Annotated in this window: 19 protein-coding genes; 17 read left to right on the top strand and 2 right to left on the bottom strand. The window is 72.6% G+C overall.

Annotated features, from left to right (window positions below; genetic code table 11):
* Window positions 1-45: 45 nt before the first annotated feature.
* Window positions 46-2,328 carry an EAL domain-containing protein gene (locus tag AB0M02_RS32935; RefSeq protein ID WP_364234004.1) on the bottom strand — a complete coding sequence of 761 codons (2,283 nt, stop codon included), beginning with the start codon at window positions 2,326-2,328 and terminating at the stop codon, window positions 46-48.
* A gap of 154 nt (window positions 2,329-2,482) precedes the next feature.
* On the opposite strand from AB0M02_RS32935, the gene AB0M02_RS32930 reads away from it, so the two are divergent.
* Complete coding sequence (locus tag AB0M02_RS32930) at window positions 2,483-3,550, top strand: hypothetical protein (RefSeq protein ID WP_364234001.1); 1,068 nt, start codon at window positions 2,483-2,485, stop codon at window positions 3,548-3,550.
* 39 nt (window positions 3,551-3,589) lie between these two features.
* Here the strand turns inward: AB0M02_RS32930 and AB0M02_RS32925 are convergent, their stop codons facing one another.
* Complete coding sequence (locus AB0M02_RS32925) at window positions 3,590-3,958, bottom strand: hypothetical protein (protein ID WP_364233998.1); 369 nt, start codon at window positions 3,956-3,958, stop codon at window positions 3,590-3,592.
* A gap of 227 nt (window positions 3,959-4,185) precedes the next feature.
* Here AB0M02_RS32925 and AB0M02_RS32920 point away from each other — a divergent pair, with 227 nt between their 5' ends.
* The 16 genes from AB0M02_RS32920 to AB0M02_RS32845 are packed head-to-tail and all read left to right on the top strand — an operon-like array spanning window position 4,186 to window position 18,638.
* Complete coding sequence (locus tag AB0M02_RS32920; RefSeq protein WP_364233996.1) at window positions 4,186-4,974, top strand: hypothetical protein; 789 nt, start codon at window positions 4,186-4,188, stop codon at window positions 4,972-4,974.
* Window positions 4,971-5,573 (top strand): DUF4255 domain-containing protein, encoded by a 603-nt coding sequence (locus AB0M02_RS32915; protein ID WP_364233994.1) that lies wholly within the window; start codon window positions 4,971-4,973, stop codon window positions 5,571-5,573. The genes AB0M02_RS32920 and AB0M02_RS32915 overlap by 4 nt, the downstream gene beginning before the upstream one ends.
* Complete coding sequence (locus AB0M02_RS32910; RefSeq protein WP_364233992.1) at window positions 5,570-6,175, top strand: carboxypeptidase regulatory-like domain-containing protein; 606 nt, start codon at window positions 5,570-5,572, stop codon at window positions 6,173-6,175. The genes AB0M02_RS32915 and AB0M02_RS32910 overlap by 4 nt, the downstream gene beginning before the upstream one ends.
* A gap of 20 nt (window positions 6,176-6,195) precedes the next feature.
* A complete protein-coding gene (locus AB0M02_RS32905; protein ID WP_364233990.1) occupies window positions 6,196-7,776 on the top strand; it encodes a phage tail sheath C-terminal domain-containing protein in 1,581 nt (526 codons plus the stop codon).
* Window positions 7,777-7,788: 12 nt separating this feature from the next.
* Window positions 7,789-8,223: a phage tail protein gene (locus AB0M02_RS32900; protein WP_364233988.1), complete on the top strand. Its 435-nt coding sequence runs from the start codon at window positions 7,789-7,791 to the stop codon at window positions 8,221-8,223.
* A gap of 1 nt (window position 8,224) precedes the next feature.
* Window positions 8,225-9,832 carry a phage tail sheath C-terminal domain-containing protein gene (locus tag AB0M02_RS32895; RefSeq protein ID WP_364233987.1) on the top strand — a complete coding sequence of 536 codons (1,608 nt, stop codon included), beginning with the start codon at window positions 8,225-8,227 and terminating at the stop codon, window positions 9,830-9,832.
* Entirely contained in the window at window positions 9,825-10,265 is a 441-nt protein-coding gene (locus tag AB0M02_RS32890) for a phage tail protein (RefSeq protein WP_364233984.1), read from the top strand. Before AB0M02_RS32895 ends, AB0M02_RS32890 begins: the two co-directional genes overlap by 8 nt.
* Window positions 10,266-10,278: 13 nt before the next feature.
* Window positions 10,279-10,476, top strand: a complete 198-nt coding sequence (locus tag AB0M02_RS32885; RefSeq protein ID WP_364233983.1) for a hypothetical protein — start codon at window positions 10,279-10,281, stop codon at window positions 10,474-10,476.
* Window positions 10,477-10,480: 4 nt separating this feature from the next.
* Complete coding sequence (locus tag AB0M02_RS32880; RefSeq protein WP_364233981.1) at window positions 10,481-11,176, top strand: peptidoglycan-binding protein; 696 nt, start codon at window positions 10,481-10,483, stop codon at window positions 11,174-11,176.
* Window positions 11,173-12,288, top strand: coding sequence for a hypothetical protein (locus tag AB0M02_RS32875; RefSeq protein WP_364233980.1), 1,116 nt, complete (start codon window positions 11,173-11,175; stop codon window positions 12,286-12,288). Before AB0M02_RS32880 ends, AB0M02_RS32875 begins: the two co-directional genes overlap by 4 nt.
* An 8-nt stretch (window positions 12,289-12,296) precedes the next feature.
* Window positions 12,297-12,875: a phage baseplate assembly protein V gene (locus AB0M02_RS32870; RefSeq protein ID WP_364233979.1), complete on the top strand. Its 579-nt coding sequence runs from the start codon at window positions 12,297-12,299 to the stop codon at window positions 12,873-12,875.
* A gap of 8 nt (window positions 12,876-12,883) precedes the next feature.
* Window positions 12,884-13,270, top strand: a complete 387-nt coding sequence (locus tag AB0M02_RS32865; RefSeq protein ID WP_364233977.1) for a PAAR domain-containing protein — start codon at window positions 12,884-12,886, stop codon at window positions 13,268-13,270.
* The gene (locus tag AB0M02_RS32860) at window positions 13,263-13,664 is read left to right on the top strand and encodes a GPW/gp25 family protein (protein WP_364233974.1); all 402 of its coding nucleotides are present in this window, start codon (window positions 13,263-13,265) and stop codon (window positions 13,662-13,664) included. The genes AB0M02_RS32865 and AB0M02_RS32860 overlap by 8 nt, the downstream gene beginning before the upstream one ends.
* Before the next feature lies 1 nt (window position 13,665).
* Window positions 13,666-15,561 (top strand): putative baseplate assembly protein, encoded by a 1,896-nt coding sequence (locus AB0M02_RS32855; protein ID WP_364233972.1) that lies wholly within the window; start codon window positions 13,666-13,668, stop codon window positions 15,559-15,561.
* Between the two features lie 6 nt (window positions 15,562-15,567).
* Complete coding sequence (locus AB0M02_RS32850; protein WP_364233970.1) at window positions 15,568-17,613, top strand: phage tail protein; 2,046 nt, start codon at window positions 15,568-15,570, stop codon at window positions 17,611-17,613.
* Window positions 17,610-18,638 carry a hypothetical protein gene (locus AB0M02_RS32845; protein ID WP_364233968.1) on the top strand — a complete coding sequence of 343 codons (1,029 nt, stop codon included), beginning with the start codon at window positions 17,610-17,612 and terminating at the stop codon, window positions 18,636-18,638. Before AB0M02_RS32850 ends, AB0M02_RS32845 begins: the two co-directional genes overlap by 4 nt.
* Window positions 18,639-18,649 lie beyond the last annotated feature (11 nt).

Below are 18,649 nucleotides of genomic sequence, written 5' to 3'. Positions count from 1 at the left end.
CCTCGCCAGCCGCGTGTGGAGTACGGCCCACCCACGCACCCCAACTCAACACGCGGGGGTTAGGGCTGGGCGGTAGGTTGCGATCGCGGTGGCGGGCATGGGGCGGCCGTAGAGGTAGCCCTGGGCGTAGCGGTAGCCCAGTCGGTGCAGCTCGGCTGCCTGGGCGGCGGTTTCGACGCCCTCGGCCACGGCGCGCAGGTGCATGCCGTCGCAGATGCCGATCAGCGCGGCCACGATGACCGCCTGGTGGCCACCCTCGGTGACGTCGTCGACAAACGACTTGTCGACCTTGAGGATGTCGGCCGGGCAGGTGCGCAGCAGTCCCAGCGACGAGTGCCCGGTGCCGAAGTCGTCGAGGGCGATCTTCACGCCCAGCGCGGCGATCGCCTTCAGCTCGTCCAGCGCGGTGCCGCCGTCGAAGACCGCCGTCTCGGTCACCTCCACGGTCAGGATGTGCGGTGCGAGACCCGTACGCTGAAGGACCGCCGCCACCTCGCCCGCGAAACCCGCCTCGCGCAGCTGGCGTGCCGAGACGTTGACGGTGACCGTGCGGGGCGCGGCGTCGCCGAGTTCGGCCTGCCACCGCACCGCCTGCCGGCACGCCTCCTCGAGGATCCACGCGCCGAGCGGCACGATCAGGCCGGTCCGCTCCGCCGCCGGGATGAAGAAGCCGGGACCGATCGGGCCGCGCTCCGGGTGCGTCCAGCGCACCAGCGCCTCCACGCCGAACAGCTCGCCGCCGGGCATCGAGACGATCGGCTGGTACAGCAGGTGCAGCTGGTCGGTGTCGAGCGCGCTGCGCAGGTCGGCGGCGAGCCGGGACTGCTCAGCGGTGCGCTGGTCCATCTCCTCGGTGTACGTGACCTGGCGCCCCTTGCCCTGGCTCTTCGCCTCGTACATCGCGACGTCGGCCCGGCGCAGCAGCTCGCTCGCGGTGTCACCGGCGCGGGCCGGGGTCAGCCCGATGCTGGCCTCGACGACCAGCTCGTAACCGCCGGCGTGCAGTGGGCGGCGCAGATGGGCGGCCAGCGCGGCGAGCGCCGGGGCCGGGTCGCCGCGCAGCAGCAGGGCGTACTCGTCACCGCCGAGCCGGGCCACCACACCGCACGGCACCCGCTCGGCGATCTCCTCGGCGACGGCCGCGAGCAGCGCGTCGCCGACGGTGTGCCCGAGGTCGTCGTTGATCGCTTTGAAGTCGTCCAGGTCGATCAGGGCCACGCTCACGTCCGACGGGTCCGCCGCGAGTGCCGCGTCGATCTCGGCCGTCAGCACGGAGCGGTTCGCCAGGCCGGTGAGCCCGTCGTGGCTCGCCTGGTACGCCAGTTCCCGCTGCCGGGCGTCGAGCGCGTCGAGCAGCTTCGCGTTGTCCCGCAGCGCGAGGATCTGCCGGGTGGCGACCAGCAGCGTGACGACCACCGAGCCGGTCGCGACCGCGACCAGGTCACCGGCGTCGCCCGACGCACTGGCCAGCAGCAGCGCGCCGGTGCCCAGGACAGCGGTGTACGGCATGATGCTCGGCCGCCGCGACAGGGGCCGGTGCGCGGGCCGGTGTCCCGCGCGGATCGCCCGCAGCTGACGGTCGGCGGCCAGGCACACGAGCAGGCAGGTGGTCGGCAGCAGCACGTGGCCGGTGTTCAGGTACGGCCGCTCGGCCAGCAGCGGCGCCATCGCCCCGCCGCCCGCGCCGACGGCACCGGTCAGCGCCAGGATGTAGAGCGCGGGACGGTCGATCGGCCCGGTGCCGGTGAACGACACCTTGACGAACGCCAGCATGCCGATGATCGCGGCGACGGCCACCACGACGACCGAGGCGGTACCGGCGGCGCTGCCGTCGGTCCAGCTCTCCCATCGCGGCAGCACGAGGTGCCAGCTGAACGTCACCACGGTGACGATCATGGTGGCCACGTCCAGGCCGAACCGGCTCCACTCGGTGCGCGAGCGCTGCGCGCCGGGAATCCGCAGCAGGCCCAGCAGGAAGGCGAACAGGGCGGCGACGTACAGCCCGGCGGTGACTCCGCCGATGTGCTGGCCGGTCTGCTCGCCGCTGAAGAAGTCCCGCGCCGCGGCCGCCGAGGCCAGCCCGAGCCCGACCATGCCCGCCGACGCGTAGCGCCAGAACGTGCGACCGGCGGCACCCGCCCGCCAGGCGATGGTGGCGGCGATCGGCACGGCGAACATCAGCAGCGTCCACCCGACCACGGCCGGCGTGTGGTGGCCGAGGCCGACGCCGAACCACGCCCACGCGAGCGCATCCACGCAGATGGCCGCGGTGAGCGTGCGGGTAAGCCGCCACCGCGGAACGGCAGCCTCGTCCGGTGCACTCTCCACGAGTCTTTCTTCGGCCGCCCGCCGTGCCCGGATGAGGCATTCGAGGGCCTTGCCGGGCTGTGGTACATCTTCGGTTTCCGGATCGGCGCACGGGGGTGGCCGAGTTCCGTTCCTCCTCCTGCGCCTCGACCGACGCGCCCGAAAAGGGGGAACCATGAGAAAAATCCAGAAACATGCGTACGCCGTGACAGCCGCGGCCTGCCTGGCCATTGTCGTGGTCGGCCCCGCCCCGGCGTCCGCCGCGCCCGTTGCGCCGCCGGCGGTTGCCGTGCTGCCGCTGACCCGGGCCGCCGACGTCGTCGCGACCGCCGACCGCGTCTTCGTCAGCGGTGGCCGCGAAACCACTCAGATCGCCGTCACCGACACCGCCGGCGCCGTCACCGCTGTTCTCGACGGCCTGCCCGGCCCGGGTGACCTGCAGCTGAGCGACGACCGCCGCACCCTCTACGTCGCTCTGCCCGGCGCCGACGCGATCGCCGTCTTCGACACCAGGACACTGCGGGAGACGGCCCGCTACAGCACCGGCGCCGGCACCTGCCCGTGGTACGTGACCGTCACCGGCCGCTACCTGTGGTTCGGTTACGGCTGTGGCCAGTGGGACAGCGACATCGGCCGCGTCGACCTGCGCCGCCGGCCGGCCGCCGCGGTGACCACCGGGCTCGCCGGCCAGAAGTTCTTCGTGCCGCCGCTGCTCGCCGCCGCGCGCGACAACCCGTCGATCCTGCTCGTCGGCGAGACCGACCCGAGCCCGTCACGGCTCTGGACGTACGGCATCGGCGCCCGCGGCACCCTCACCCTGACCAGTCCCCCGGTCTTCGACTTCACCAACGAGAACCTGGTCGACATCGCCCTGGAGCCGACCGGCGAGTTCGCGTACACGGTCGCCATGAGCCCCGGCGCCGTCCGCGCGTACTGGACTCCCGACCTGTCCCAGCAGATCCACGCCTACCACCTCGGCTCCTTCCCGGCCGGCCTGGAACTCAACCGCGCCGGCACCCGCATCGCCGCCACCGTGCAGTCCTTCGACTCCCGGCAACTGCACGTCTTCGGCACCGACGGCCTGGTCGTCGCCCAGGTCAACCTGAACGGCCAGACCACCACCCTGGCCCGCGGCGGCGTCGCCTGGTCCCCGAACAGCCGCCGCGTCTACGCCGTCACCTACGACGACACCGAGCCGGCCGACCGCGCCGAACTCCACATCCTGACGGTGCCCGCCGCCTGAGCGCCCACGCACGCTGGTGCCGGTCGCGCGGCACCAGCGTCACGCTCCGGGCGGGACCTCGCCGATCGCCTGCACCAGGCCGGAGCGGGAGAGTTCGCCCAGGGCGGAGCGGTGGGGGCGGAGTTCCCAGATCGAGCCCTCCCGGCCATCCGACTCGACGATCAGGACGCGCAGGTGGGGGTGGTCGTGCAGGAGGCGGCCGACCGCCGGCGGGAGCGTCGCGGGGTCGGCGCCGGGGGCCAGGGAAGTGATCAGGATGCGGGGGCGGTGGGTGGTCACCGCGACGGTGAGCGGCATGCCCGCCGGGACCTCGTCGACGGCGGTGTCGCCGTAGGCGTCGCGCAGCAGTGAGGTCACGAGGCCGCCGAGAACGCCGCGAAGATCGATGAGGACGAAAGCTTGTCGCACGGCGGCCTGCCCCAGTCGGAGGTGTTCCCGCAGTGTCCGGGTCGCCGGGTGCGGGCCGCCATGGGCCGGACGATCCGGATCGGCTCCCGGGCCGAGCGCGTACGAGCACCGTGGGCGGTCCTGGATCCGGTACCCGCGCGGCCCGTTCCGGATCCGTTGCTCCATGGTGGGGCCCGCTGCCCGGCGGAAAGACTCCGAGCACATCTGAGGAATCCGTGGGGGCGAGCATGAGCCATCCAGTACCTCCGGCGCCGCCGGCGCCCGTCGATCCGAGTGCCGAGCTGGCCCGGCTGCGGGACCTGCTGGCGCAGGCCGAGGCGACCGCGCAGGCGTCCGGCTCGCAGGCCAAGTCGCTCAAGGCCGACCTGGGCACGCTGGAGAAGGCGAGCCAGGACCTGGACAAGGCCGTCGACGGGTACGCGAAGGCGCGCCCCGGCCTCGGCCAGCAGAAGGGCGACCTGGCCGACTACGCCGAGGAGAAGCGGCCGTCCGTCGTGCTGGCGGTCGGCCCCCGCAAGGGCGCGGTCGACTCCGCGGTCACCTGGTTCGAGCAGCGCGAGTCCGAGGCCGCCACGAAGGCCACCGACACCGAGACCGCGCGGGTGGACGCCGAGCGGGACCTCGCCGCGAAGCAGGCCGCGGCCGGTGCCGCGCAGGACGCGTACACGGCGGCCAAGGACCGGGTGAAGGCGCTCGGTGACTGGCTGAAGACCGTCGACGGGTTGCGTACGGCGATGGAGAAGGCTGAGGACGACAACAAGCCGGTGCTCCGCTACGCCACGCTGCTCGAGTTCGACCGTGTGCTCAAGAAGGTGGACCTCAAGGAGATCGCCGCCTATCGCACCGAGCTGATCACCGCGTGGAAGACGCTCGCCGACCGGCAGCAGGCCCTGCGGGAGTCCGACGAGAAGCGGGCGAAGGCCACGTTCACGGCCGCCGCGGCGAAGCAGGCCCTGGCAACGCTGCGGTCCGAGCGGATCGCCCGGATCGTCGAGCACGCCGAGAAGCAGCCGTGAGCGACTATCAGGTGATCAGCGCGGTGAGCAAGGCGCTGCGCACGATCCTCTGGTCCGACTTCGAGCAGGACCCGGTGTTGCGCGACATCGTCGGCAACGAGACCGCGATCGTGCTGCTCAACCCGACCGAGACGGCGAAGGAGACCGCCAACCGGCTGTCCCTGTGGCTCTACCAGATCGCCGAGAACGAGTACGTCAAGAATCAGCCCGCGCTCCGCGCCAACGGGCCGGAGACCGCGACACCGGCGCCGCTGGCGCTCAACCTCTACTACCTGCTGACCCCGTTCGCGACGTCCGGGGAGTCCGATCATCTGCTGCTCGGCCGGGCGCTGCGGGTGTTCTACGACAACGCGATCGTGCTGCTGCGCGACCCGGTCGAGAACATCGTGGAGGAGCTGCACATCGTGCTGTCCCGCCTCACCCTGGAGGAGCTGACCCGGGTGTGGGAGGCGCTGCGCGAGCCGTACCGGCTGTCGGTCGGGTACCAGGTACGCCTGGCCCGGGTCGACTCGAACCGGCGCACGTCGAACGCCCGGGTCATCGAGCGCGACGCGTGGTACGGCACGCCCGGCGCGGTGATGGCGGCGGTGGCGCCATGACCCTGGAGCTGCGCCGGCTGCGGGCCGCCCTGATCCTCGACGCCGAGGACGCCTACGCGCGGGAGCAGCGCACCGCGGGCCCGCATCCCCGTCCGCTGGGCCGCCTGGCGTACCACGTGATCACCGGCGGCCGGCCGGTGCCGCTGACCGTGATCCGCAACCCGAGCGGATACCACCTCTGCTACCGGCTGCACCTGCCGCCCGGCGACTACACGCTGCGGACCGAGGGCGAGCACTACCAGCCGGTCGAGCAGCCACTGACGCTCCCGGCCACCGCGCCGGTCCGGGTCGACCTCTGGCCCGGCGTCACGTACCCCTTCGCCGGTGCGGCCCCACCCGGCCGGCGGCGTCTCGCCCTGCTGCGCGGCGGCGTGGTCACCGGCGCCGCCCGGGCCCCGGTGCGCGGCGCGACCGTCAGCGTGGCCGGATGGCCGCGCACCTACGTCACCGGCCGCGACGGCCAGTGGGTCATCCCCGGCCCGCCGGGCGCCACCGCGGCCGACGTCACCGCCACGCTGCCGGGCGGCGCCACCCAGACGCGCACCGGGGTTCCGATCCGCACCGACCGGGACAGCACCACCGTCGACCAGTTCCGTTTCTGAACAAGAGCAGGGGTGTCCACATGCCCGAGTACCTGTCGCCCGGCGTGTACGTGGAGGAGATCCGGACCGGACCGGTACCGATCGAAGGGGTCGGCACCAGCACCGCCGGGTTCGTCGGACAGACCGAGCGCGGCCCACTGGCGCCGCGCCTGGTGACCAGCTGGCTGGAGTACCAGCGATGGTACGGCGGGCACATCAGCCCGTCGGTGAGCTTCCTGCCCTTCGCGGTGCAGGGCTTCTTCGACAACGGCGGGCAGCGGCTGTTCGTCGCGCGGGTCGTCGGCGACACCGCGGGCACGGCCACCCTGGAGCTGGCCACCGACGGGGAGCCGCTGGTGCTGCGAGCGACCGGGCCGGGCGGCTGGGGAAGCCGGGTCCGGGTCCTGGTGCGCGACGGTTCGGCCGGCGGGTTCCGGCTCACCGTCCTCTACTACGGGCCGGGCCGGCTGCCCGACGGCGACTTCGTCGATCCGCTCGACGCCGACCAGCTGGGCAACCCGGACCGGCGCGACCCGGACCTGCTCGAGGACTTCGACAACCTGTCGGTCGACGAGCTGGACCCGGCGTACGTCGTCACGACCCTGCAGGGCGGCTCCCAGCTCGTCGAGGTGGTGCTCGGCGACGACCCGCCCGGCGTGCCCGAGGAGGCGGACTGGACACCGCTGGAGGGTGGTGAGGACGGCGACGCCGCCGACTACGACACCGCCTACATCGGGGACACCGACGCCGCACCGGACGACCGTACCGGCCTGGCCGCGCTGGAGCTCATCGACGACATCGCGCTTCTCTGCGTACCCGATGAGGTCTTTTCCCCGACCGGGCAGATCACCGAGCAGCTGGTGCTCCAGTGCGAGCGCCTCAAGGACCGCTTCGCGGTGCTGCAGTACCGGAACAACATCACCAGCGCGACCGAGCTGAAGAGCTCCAGGCCGAGGCCGACCAAGTACGCGGCGATCTACTTCCCGTGGATCCGGGTCTTCGACACGCGTACCCGTGACACGGTCCTGGTCCCGCCGGGCGGGCACGTGGTCGGCATCTACGCGCGCACCGACACCGAGCGTGGTGTGCACAAGGCACCGGCCAACGAGGACGTGCGCGGCATCATCACCCGTGACCTGAGCGGCAACCGCAAACCGCTGGCCACCGCGGTCAGCAAGGGTTTCCAGGACCTTCTCAACCCGTCCGGGATCAACGCGCTGCGCGACTTCCGGCCCGACGGGCGCGGCATCCGGGTGTGGGGCGCGCGCACCCTCGCGGCCGAGGCCGACTGGAAGTACGTGAACGTGCGGCGCCTGTTCATCTTCGTCGAGGAGTCGATCGACGAGGGCACCCAGTGGGTCGTCTTCGAGCCCAACGCGGAACCCACCTGGGCCGCGCTGACCCGCAGCATCACGAACTTCCTCACCCGGGTGTGGCGGGACGGCGCGCTGGCGGGCGTCACCGCGGAGGAGGCGTTCTTCGTCAGGTGCGACCGCACCACGATGACACCGGACGAGATCGACAACGGCAGGCTCATCTGCTACATCGGCATCGCCCCGGTGAAACCCGCGGAGTTCGTCATATTCCGGATCAGTCAGAAGACGATCGAATTCGCGTCCTAGGGGAGATCAGGGATGGCCACCGGAGAGCGCAACGACCCGTACGCCGGCTTCAACTTCCTCGTGGAGGTGGACGGTGTGATCGCGGCCGGCTTCAACTCGGTCAAGGGGCTCGACCAGGAGAACGCGGCGATCGAGTACCGCAACGGTGACGAGACGCAGACCGTGCGCAAGCTGCCCGGCCTGCGCACGTACCCGAACATCGTGCTGACCCGCGGCTACACCGACAACAAGCTGCTGTGGCAGTGGCGCAAGCGGGTCGTCGACGGGCGTACCCAGCGCCAGTCCGGCTCGATCGTGCTGCTCAACGAGGCCCGGGAGGAGGCGCTGCGCTGGAACTTCCGGGACGGCTGGCCGGCCAAGCTGCAGGGCCCGTCGCTGGACGCCAAGCAGAACGAGGTGGCGATCGAGACCCTCGAGATCGCCCACGAGGGCCTGGAGATGGCCTGACATGTACGCCCACCGAACTCCCGGAGTGCACGTCGAGTGGCTGGGCACCCAGCCCGGCATCGGCCTGCGCCGCACCGACGTGGCGGGCTTCGCCGGTGTCGCCGAGCGCGGGCCGCTGTTCCGCGCGGTCCGGGTGCGGAGCTGGGCGGAGTACACCGCGGTGTTCGGCGGGCACGTGCCGGCGGGCTTTCTTCCGTACGCCGTGGCCGGCTTCTTCGCGAACGAGGGCCGCACCTGCTGGGTCGTCCGGGTGGCCGACCCCGGCACGTCATCCGTGGCGACCGCCGATCTGCGCGACGACCGCGGCCGGCCCGTACTGCGGCTGACCGCGACCTCGGCGGGCACCTGGGCGCACCGGATGACCGCCTCGGTGGTGCGCACCGTCGAGGGCCGCTTCACGCTGAACCTGCGCCTGCCGGACGGCAGCGGTGAGCAGTTCCACGGCCTCTCCCCCGACCCGGCCGACCCCCGGTTCGCCGTATCCGTGCTGGAGGCGTCCACCCTGGTCCGCGCGGAGGCAGTTGGGAACACAACGCCGCGCGACGCACCCGTACGCCTCGAAGGCGGCCACGACGGCCTCGCCGCCCTGCGGCCCGAGCACCTGGGTGAGGACGGACTGGCCGCCCTGGACGAGGTGGACGAGATCGGCATCGTCGCGATACCGGACATCATGCGCGCGCCGGTGACCGAGCCGGTGTTCCGCGACCCGCCCGGCCCGGACTGCCGCGATCTCGACCCGGCGCCCGCGCCACCCGCGCTGCCCCCGCCCGAGCGGCCCGACCGGCCGCCGGCGCTCACCGGCGCCGAGGTGGCGAGCCTGCAGACGGCACTGCTGCGGCACTGCCGTCTGCACCACGACCGGTTCGCCGTCCTGGACACCCGCCGCCTCGACCGTGACCCGGCGGCCGTCACGGCGTGGCGGTCGAGGTTCGACAGCGAGAGCCTCGGCGAGTGGGGCGGCCTCTACCACCCGTGGCTGCGCGTGCCCGACCCGCTGACCCCGGCCGGCGAGCTGCGCGACGTGCCGCCGAGCGGGCACGTGGCCGGGGTGTTCGCCCGTACCGACCTGCGCGACGGCGTCCACCGGGCACCGGCGAACGAGATCGTCGAGGGCGCGTACGACGTCACCGTCCCGGTCGGCGACTCCGAGCACGGCGAGCTCAACGACCGCGCGGTCAACGTGATCCGGCAGTGGCACGCCCGTGGGCTGCGGGTGGCCGGGGCACGCACGATGTCGGCGCGGCCGCAGTGGCGCTACGTCAACGTGCGGCGGCTGCTCAGTGCGATCGAGGAGGCGGTGGACGAGCAGACCCAGTGGGCGGTCTTCGAGCCGAACGCGGCCGGGCTGTGGCGCGATCTCGACCGGGTGGTCCGGGCGCTGCTCGACGACCTGTGGCGGCGCGGCGCGCTCGACGGCGCCACCGCCGAGGAGGCGTACTTCGTGCGCTGCGACGAGACCACCAACACGCCGGCCGACATCGACGAGGGCCGCCTGGTCTGCGTGTTCGGCGTCCGCCCGCCGGCACCAGCGGAGTTCGTCGTGGTCCGGGTGGTACGCGACGCGACCGCGATCGCGTTCGAGGAGTCCGCGGGGGTGCCCGGTGGCTAGCACCGGCGCCCGCGTCGACCCGGCCCTGGCGTTCCGGTTCGAGATCCGGCTGGACGGGCTGGCCGCCGGCGGGTTCAGCGAGTGCGCCGGGCTGCAGGCGGAGACCGAGGTGCACGACTACCCCGAGGGTGGGCTCAACACGCACGTGCACCGGTTCGTCACGCGTACCAAGCACGGCAACCTCACGCTGCGCCGCGGGGTCGTCGACCGGGCGCTGTGGGACTGGTACGCGGGCATCATCGGCGGCCTCGTCGTGCGGCGCAACGGATCCGTGCTGGTCCGCGACCCGTCCGGGGCGTCGGTGGTGGCCGAGTGGCAGTTCCGCCGGGCCTTCGTCTGCAAGTGGACCGGCCCGGACCTGAACGCCACGCAGAACGCGGTGGCCGTGGAGACGTTCGAGCTGTGCCACGAGGGCCTGGACCGACGGAGCTGAGGGGGACGACGCCATGCCGATCCACGTCGAGGACATGACCAGCGACATCACCGTGGTCGACGGCGACCTGCCGCTGAGCCCGCGCCAGCTGGAGGCGATCACCGCGCATGTCGCCGCCCGCCTGCAGCAGCGGCAGCGCGACGCCGAGCACAGCCGCGAGGCCGTGCGGATCCGCCGCAGTGTGCTGCCGCCGCTCGAGACCCGGGGGTGAGACGATGCCGCTGGTCCAGGCCGTCATCATGGTGCTCGACTGGAAGCCGTCGAGCATGCGCCGCGGGCTGCCGCCGGCGTTCCCGGTGCAGTTCAACCCGACCGAGCTGAGCGTCGCCAAGGGCAGCCAGTTCGCCGACATCGCGATCCCCGGGCTGGACTCGCCGCTGGTGCAGTTCGTGCACGGGCAGGCCGAGCGGCTCACCGTGGAGCTGTTCTACGACACCACCGACCTGGCCGCCGGGCCGGTGGCGCTGGACGTGCGCACCATGACCGTGCCGCTGCACCAGCTCGTGAAGGTGCAGCCGGCCACGCACGCGCCGCCGCGGGTCCGGTTCGTCTGGGGCCCGCAGCTGTTCTTCAACGGCGTGGTCGAGGACGTCAAGGAGCAGTTCACCCTGTTCGCCGAGTCGGGCATCCCGATGCGGGCCACCGTCACCGTCACGTTCCGCGAGTCCTGGACCCTCGAGGAGCAGCTCTCGGATCTCAACCTGATGTCGTCGGACCACACGAAACGCCACGTGGTCCGCAACGGCGAGACGCTCAGCTCGATCGCCGCCGCCGAGTACGGCGACCCGGCACAGTGGCGGGTACTGGCCGACGCGAACCCGGACGTGGTGCCCGACGTCCGCCGCCTCACCCCCGGCGTGACCCTGGAGATCCCGCCGCTCGACCCGGTCACCGGCGGGGCCGCCACATGACCGCCGCCGTGTCGATCGCCGCGGGCCGCGACTTCTACGTGCCCGCCTTCGAGGTGCGCATGCTCGCCGGCGGCAAGCTGCCGCGGGAGGTGCAGCGCGACGTCCTGCAGGTGACCTTCCGCGACGGGCTCGACACCATCCCCCAGGTCGACCTGACCATCAACAACTGGGACGTCGCGAAGCGCGCGTTCAAGTACAGCGACAGCGACCTGTTCGACCCCGGCAAGGAGCTGACCGTGGCGATGGGCTACCACGGCGGCACCCCGCTCACCACGATGATCAACGCGCGGATCGTCACCTGCCGGGCGTCCTTCCCGTCGTCCGGCGCACCGGCGCTCACCGTCGGCGCGCAGAGCATCCTCATGCGCAAGCTCCAGCGGGAGAAGAAGCCCGGCCCGTACGAGACCGAGGAGACCGACGAGGCGATCGCCGCCGTGATCGCCCAGCGGGTGAACGTCCCGGTGCGCACCGATCAGTCCGCCCGAGCCGGCAAGATCAAGATCTCACCGGTGATGCAGGGCAACGAGTCGACGCTGGCGTTCCTGCTCGAACGGGCCCGCCGGATCGACTACGAGGTCCTGGTCGACGAGCTGGGCGGGGGGAAGAGCCGGCTCTACTTCGGGCCGACCAGCGGCGTCGCCACCGTGGTGCACAGGCTCGCGTACGGCAGCACGCTCAGCGAGTTCCAGCCGGCCCTGGACACCCTCGACCAGGTCGGCAAGGTCGTGGTGAACGCCTGGGACGGCGTCACGAAGGCGGCGCTGACCGGCCGCGCCGAGCGCAGTCAGGTGCGGTTGACGACAGCCGGGAGCGCGGCGGCGCAGCGGGCCGCCGAGGACAGCTTCGGCGACCGCGAGGAGATCGTCTCGGACGCGTCGGTGAAGACCCAGGAGGAGGCCGACCAGCGGGCGCTCGCGGTCCTGCGGGAGAACGCGAAGAAGATGCTCACCGCGACCGGCTCGGTCGTCGGCCTGCCCGGCCTGCGCGCCGGCGCGGTCGTCGAGATCGACAAGGTGGGCAGCCGCTTCCGGGGCCGCTACGTGCTCACCTCGACCACCCACACGATCGGCGGCGGTGGCTACACCACCGGCTTCGAGTGCCGGCACGAATAGGAGCAGCGGTGCAACCACACGGGAACGGCATCGTCATCGGGACGGTGACCAGCCTCAAGGACGACAAGAACCGCAACCGGGTCGAGGTGGAGCTCGCCCACGTGGGTGGTCAGCGCCGCTGGTGCCGGATGGTGTCGATGATGGCCGGCAGCAGCCGCGGCGCGGTCTTCACCCCGGAGAAGGGCGACGAGGTGCTGGTCGCGTACCGCGAGGGCTGCCCCGAGGACCCGTACATCCTGGGCGGGGTATGGGGGCAGACCGACAAGCGCCCGGCCGACGACGGCGATCCGGAGAAGAACAACTGGCGGTTCTTCACCTCGCGCAGCGGGCACGTCTTCCGCTTCGACGACACCGCCGGCAAGGAACGCATCGAGCTGATCGCCAAGGACGGCAAGCAGAAGGTCGTCATCGACAGCACCGGCAAGATCACGGTCGCCTGCGAGAAGGGCGACGTCGACGTCACGGCCACCGACGGCCGCGCCACCGTGCAGGCGAAGAACGTCTCGGTCACCGCCAAGGACGACCTGCTCATCGAGGCGGGCGGCACCATCACCATCCGCGGCCGCAAGGTCGACATCAACCCCTAGGAGCCGTCATGGGCAAGCCAGCGGCCAAGCGGGGCGACTCCGTGAAGGCCTCCGACACCCACCTCTGCCAGGTCGGGCAGGTCCAGTCGCCCACACCGGGCCACGTCTTCTCCGGCGTGATCGACGGCGGGCTGAGCTCCGACGTGACGATCCAGGGGCAGCCCGCCGCCACCGTGGACAGCACCGCCACGAACACACCCCCGCACATCCCGCTCACCGGCGTCTTCGTGAAGCCGCCGTCGAACAGGGGCCGCATCACGCGCGGCAGCAGCACGGTCTTCATCAACGGCAAGGCCGCCGCCCGGGCCGGTGACACGGCCGAGACCTGCAACGACCCGAAGGACGCCCCGGTGGGCACGGTCGTGGCGTCCGGAACGGTGACCATCGGTGGCTGACACGCGCGCGGACATCACCGGGCGGGGCTGGCCGTTCCCGCCCCGCCCGGCCGGTGCGCTGGGCTTTCTGAGCGGGCCGGAGAAGGTACGCCAGGCGATCTGGCTGCTGCTCAGCACCTCACCGGGCGAGCGGCAGATGCGCCCCGAGTTCGGCTGCGGCATCCACGACCTGGTGTTCCAGCCCAACACCCCGCCGGTCCGCGGGCTGGTGCAGATCCGGGTCCGCGAGGCGCTGGTGCGCTGGGAGCCCCGGATCGACGTGCTCGACGTCCGCGTGCAGGCCCCGCCGGACGCACCGGAGGTGATGACCGTGGAGATCGACTACCGGCTCCGGGCCAACAACGCCCTGTTCAACCTCGTCTACCCGTTCTTCCTCGCCGAAGGCGTTGAGTGACATGCCGCTGGAACCGCCGAACCTCGACCGGCACACCTTCGACGAGTTGTACGAGCAGGCCCGCGCCCGGATACCGCGCTACACGCCCGAGTGGACCGACTTCAACGACAGCGACCCCGGCATAACCCTGCTGCAGCTGTACGCCTGGCTCACCGAGCAGATGTTGTACGAGATGAACCGCGTGCCCGAGCGCACCTACATCAAGGTCCTGCAGATGCTCGGGTTCGAGCGCCGCCCCGCCCAGCCCGCCGTCGCACACCTCACGTTCGCGCCCGACCCCACGGCGCCCGGCTTCCCGCCGGTCGAGGCCGGCACCGCGGTCGCCGGTCAGGCGGCGGACGGTTCCCAGGTCCTGTTCGAGACCGTGGAGGGCTTCGACCCGGTCCGGATGCCGCTCGCCGCGCTGCAGGTCAGCGACGGCGGCGCATTCACGGATCTCAGCACCGCCAACGAGTCCGAGAACACGCCGTTCCGGCCGCTCGGCTGGGTGCCGCGGCCGGGCAACGCGCTCTACCTCGGCTTCACCCCGCCCGAGCAGCCGGTGACCGGGCGGGTGTTCCCCGACGAGCTGCGGCTGCGTGTCTTCCTCCCGCCGCCGGCACCCGGCACCCGCCCGCCGGTCACCACGCCCCAGGTGGAGATCGTCTGGGAGTACGCGGCGGCGGCCCGGCCCACCCGCTGGCGTGAGCTCAACACGTACCTCGACGGGAGCGGCGGCTTCACACGCGAGGGCGACGTGCGCGTCGAGGGACCGTCCCGCCCGGTCGCCACCGGAGAGGGAAAGCTCGCCGGGGACAGATACTGGATCCGGGCCCGGCTCGCCGGTGGCGCGTACCCGGCCGGCGGCGCACCGGAGATCGACTTTGTACGGTGCAACACGATCGCGGCCCGCAACCTCACCACGGTCCGCAACGAGATCCTGGGCACCGGCGACGGCCGCCCGGGGCAGGCGCTCACCCTCGCGTCGGCACCGGTGCTGCCGGAGTCGCTGACCATCGAGATCGAACCGGACGGGGTCTGGGAGCGGGCCGACGACCTCTATGCCTCCGGGCCCGCCGACAAGCACTTCGTGCTCACCGCGGCCACCGGCCTGATCGTGTTCGGCGACGGCGCGAAGGGCCTCATCCCGCCCGGCGGGGCACGGATCGTGGCCACGCGTTACCAGCACGGCGGCGGCGAGAACGGCAACCTCGCCGCCGGCCGGATCACCGCGCCGCAGACCAGCCTGCCCGGCGTGGAGTCGGTGACCAACGTACGTGCCGCCACCGGTGGCCGCGACGAGCAGCCGGCCGAGGACCTCATCGACGCGGCGCCGCGGATGCTGCGCAACCGTGAGCGGGCGGTCTCCGCCGAGGACTTCGCCACCCTCGCCGAGGACATCGGCGGCGTGCGGCGGGCCGTAGCGGTCCCGCTGGCCCATCCCCGGCACCCCGGTGTCGAGGTGCCCGGCGCCGTGACCGTCGTGGTGGTCCCGGAAGAGGGCGGTGTCCCGCCGGTGCCCACACCGGACCTCCTCGCGGTGGTCCGGCAGCGGCTCGACCCGGCCCGGCTCATCACCACCGAACTGCACGTCACCGGCCCCCACTACCTGCGGGTGAGCGTGTCCGCGGCGGTGCGCGCCGACCCCACGGTCGCCGGCGGCACAGTCCAGCGCCTGGTCCTCGCCGCCCTCGGCACCCACCTCGACCCGGTGAAGCGCGGGTTCGGCGCCGACCTGGTGCCCAGCCTGCTCTACGGCGTACTGCAGAGCGTGCCCGAGGTCCGCGACGTGACCAGCCTCAGCATCGAGGTGCAGGGCCGGCGGCGCGAGGTCACCGAGCAGATCGTGGCCGGCCCCGGCGAGCTGTTCTACGGCGAGGGCCACCAGATCACCGTCCAGCCGTTCCGGGACCGGTGAGAGCCGATGCAGCCACGATCCCCGACATCCCTGCTCCTCGGCGGCAGCGCCGGGTGGCCGGCCGGCACCGCCACGGGCGTGGCCGTCGGGACGTCACTCGAGTTGAGCGCCGTTCCGGACGGCCCGCGCGGGGTGGCGGGCCTGCTGCTGCCGGCGCGGGTCGCGGCCGACCGGCACGGGACCGTGCTCCTGCTGCACCGCCGGACGGGCCGGGTCCTGCGGCTGGACCGGTCGCGGCGCGAGTTCGTGGGCGTACCCGATCTCGGTGGCCGTGGCCGCGACGCCCGGCGCTTCCGCAGGCCCGCCGCACTCGCGATCGCCGGCCACGACCTGCACGTCGCCGACCGCGGCAACCGCCGCGTCCAGACCTTCGACCTCCGCTCGCTCACGCTGGCCCGGATCTGGCAGCTCGGCGGCTGGGACCCGGCCGACGTGGCGGGCCGCTACATCCTGGACGCCGCGCACGGGCGCATCCATCACGCCGACGGTGACGTGCTGCGTCCCGTCGTGGCCCGGCCGGAAGCCGCCGGCCGATGGTCGCGGATCGCCGTCGACCGGCACGGCCTCCTCTACGCCCTGGACGCCGGCGCCGGCGCGCTCGACGTGTTCGAGCCCGACGGGACGCCGGCCGGCCGGGTGACCGCGGCCGGCGCCGTCCGGGACCGCTTCGACCCGCCCGCGGTCCGCCTGGACAACCACGGCCGCCTCGTCGTGTCCGGCCTGGACGACCTGCGCTTCGACCGGGCCGGCCGCGTCGTCACCCGCCCGCCGGACGAACCCGCCGGACCCGACCTGCACTCGCGCGGCGGCAGCTGGATCAGCCCGGCCCTCGACAGCGCCGTCCACCGCTGCCAGTGGCACCGGGTGGACCTGGACATCGCCGCACTGCCCGCCGGCACGAGCGTCGTGGTGTCCACCTTCAGCGCGGCCGAGCCGCAGCCCGGACCACGGCCGGACAGCACCTGGCAGACCGAGCGGAGGATCACCGGCCGGGTGCAGCCGACCGGTGAGAGCGACGCGGCCCGCGACGAGTTCCTGGTGCAGAGCCGTCCGGGCCGCTACCTGTGGATCCGCGTCGAACTGCGCGGCGACGGTCACGCCACGCCGTCGGTGGCCGCCGCGCGTGCGCACTTCCCGCGCGAGTCCTACCTGGAACACCTGCCCGCGGTGTTCTCCGCCGACGAGGAGAGCCGCTGGTTCCTGGAGCGCTACCTGTCGATCGCGCAGACCGAGTGGGACGCGATCAGCGAGCGCACCCGGACGGTCGAGCGCAACTTCGCGCCGGCCTCGGCGCCGGAGGAGTTCCTGCGCTACCTGTGCTCGTGGCTGGCGCTGCCGGTCGAACGCGACTGGACTCCGCCGCAGCTGCGAGGTGCGCTGGCCGCCGCCGGGCGGTTCTACCCCCGGCGCGGCACGGCGGCGGCGATCCGGGAGTGGCTGACGGTCTACCTGGAGGCGATGACCGGGCACCGGCCCGCCGACGACGGATACCCCCGGCTGATCGAGGGGCACACCACCCGCCGGTGGTACGCGCTCGGCGGCCCCGGCCCGGCACCGCTGTGGGGTCCCGCGGTGGTGGGCCGGCTGCAGCTCGACGTCTTCTCCCGCGAGGGCGAGGTGCGGCTGGTCTCCACCGGCGACCCGGAGCGCGACGTGTTCCACGAGTACGCCCACCGCTTCTCGGTCTTCCTGCCGGCGTCCTGGGTGCGCACGGAGGCCGACGAGACGCTGGTCCGGCGGTGTGTCGACGCCGAGCGGCCGGCGCACACGTCCTATCAGATCTGCCTGGTCGAGGCGCGTACCAGGGTCGGCGTCCAGTCGACGGTCGGCGTCGACACGATCGTCGCGGCCCGGCCGCACGCCCGCCTGGCCTGCCGGCACGACGACCGGCCGCCGAGCCGGGCACCCCAGCACCGCCTGGGATTCGACATGGTCCTCGCCGCCGCGCCGGCGCTCGGACCGGGCCGGCGCATCGACGCGCCCCGCGCGCATCAAAGGCACGCCGACGCGTCCCGCACGCATCAAAGGCACGCATCAAAGGAGTCACCGTGACTGATCTGCGCGTCGCCGACGAGCGCAACCGCTACTTCACCGGCAAGTACATGGCGCCCCGCGACTTCATGGCCGACCCGGACTACCTGCTGGCCCGGCACCGGATGCACAACCGGCTGCTGCACGGCTGGGGCATCGTCACCGGCCTGCAGGTGCGCCGGCACCCGCGACCGGAGTGCGCCGACCGCTGGGTACGCGTCAAGGCCGGCATCGCCGTCGACTGCCTCGGCCGCGAGCTCGTGCTGCACCGCGACGAGGCGGTCGAACTGCCGCCACCCGCCGGCACCGGCGACGACCACGAGTTCTTCGTCTGCCTCGCGTACACCGAGCGCCCGATCGAGTACGTGCCGGTGCTCTACCACGAGAACGGCTGCGAGCCCGGCCGGTCCGAGGCGAACCGGGTCCGCGAGGTCGCCACCGTCCAGGTGCTCACCGCCGACGAGTTCCGGCGCCACCAGCGGCACCGGCGGCGCGACGGCTGCCACCGGCCCGCCTGCCCGTGCGGCCACCTCGTCCCACTGGCACGCGTGGTGTTCCCGGGCCGCCACGGCAAGCCGTTCCGCATCGACCGGCGGGTGCGCCGCCACCTGGGCTCACGACCGGCCCGGCTCACCCACATCGCCAAGGTCAACTGGCCGCACGGCGGGGAGATCACGCTGTCCGACCTGGACCGCGTCCTCGGGCGGACCCTGGAGATCACCTTCGACCGGCGGCTGCGGCGCGGCATCAACGGGCACACGTTCGTCGTGCAGTACCGCAACCTGCAGGACGACCTGGAGTTCCTGCGGTACCGGGTACCGCCCCAGCTGACCGGCGACCGGCGCCACGCGCGGTTCGTCATCAACGACGCCGCCTTCGACGACTACCGCAACCTCCGGAACAACGAGGTCCTCGTAACGCTGAAGTGCGACTTCGTCCTGGACTGCCACGACGTCGCGGTCGACGGCAACCACATCGGCGGCCGCCGGCCGAGCGGCAACGGCGTACCCGGCGGCACCTTCGAGAGCTGGTTCCGGGTCGTCTGAGCGGTAGTACT

This window comes from Actinoplanes sp. NPDC051861 (assembly GCF_040681145.1).
Lineage (GTDB): Bacteria > Actinomycetota > Actinomycetes > Mycobacteriales > Micromonosporaceae > Actinoplanes.
Note: the sequence above shows the minus strand (reverse complement) of the source record. Positions and strands in the feature narration are given on the sequence as shown.

Excerpts from the sequence above, each read along its gene's own strand:
- AB0M02_RS32850 (WP_364233970.1), top strand. The coding sequence starts at position 15,568 with ATGCAGCCACGATCCCCGACATCCCTGCTCCTCGGCGGCAGCGCCGGG.
- AB0M02_RS32895 (WP_364233987.1), top strand. The coding sequence starts at position 8,225 with ATGTACGCCCACCGAACTCCCGGAGTGCACGTCGAGTGGCTGGGCACC.
- AB0M02_RS32880 (WP_364233981.1), top strand. The coding sequence starts at position 10,481 with ATGCCGCTGGTCCAGGCCGTCATCATGGTGCTCGACTGGAAGCCGTCG.
- AB0M02_RS32855 (WP_364233972.1), top strand. The coding sequence starts at position 13,666 with ATGCCGCTGGAACCGCCGAACCTCGACCGGCACACCTTCGACGAGTTG.
- AB0M02_RS32885 (WP_364233983.1), top strand. The coding sequence starts at position 10,279 with ATGCCGATCCACGTCGAGGACATGACCAGCGACATCACCGTGGTCGAC.
- AB0M02_RS32900 (WP_364233988.1), top strand. The coding sequence starts at position 7,789 with ATGGCCACCGGAGAGCGCAACGACCCGTACGCCGGCTTCAACTTCCTC.
- AB0M02_RS32865 (WP_364233977.1), top strand. The coding sequence starts at position 12,884 with ATGGGCAAGCCAGCGGCCAAGCGGGGCGACTCCGTGAAGGCCTCCGAC.
- AB0M02_RS32875 (WP_364233980.1), top strand. The coding sequence starts at position 11,173 with ATGACCGCCGCCGTGTCGATCGCCGCGGGCCGCGACTTCTACGTGCCC.
- AB0M02_RS32930 (WP_364234001.1), top strand. The coding sequence starts at position 2,483 with ATGAGAAAAATCCAGAAACATGCGTACGCCGTGACAGCCGCGGCCTGC.
- AB0M02_RS32910 (WP_364233992.1), top strand. The coding sequence starts at position 5,570 with ATGACCCTGGAGCTGCGCCGGCTGCGGGCCGCCCTGATCCTCGACGCC.
- AB0M02_RS32905 (WP_364233990.1), top strand. The coding sequence starts at position 6,196 with ATGCCCGAGTACCTGTCGCCCGGCGTGTACGTGGAGGAGATCCGGACC.
- AB0M02_RS32920 (WP_364233996.1), top strand. The coding sequence starts at position 4,186 with ATGAGCCATCCAGTACCTCCGGCGCCGCCGGCGCCCGTCGATCCGAGT.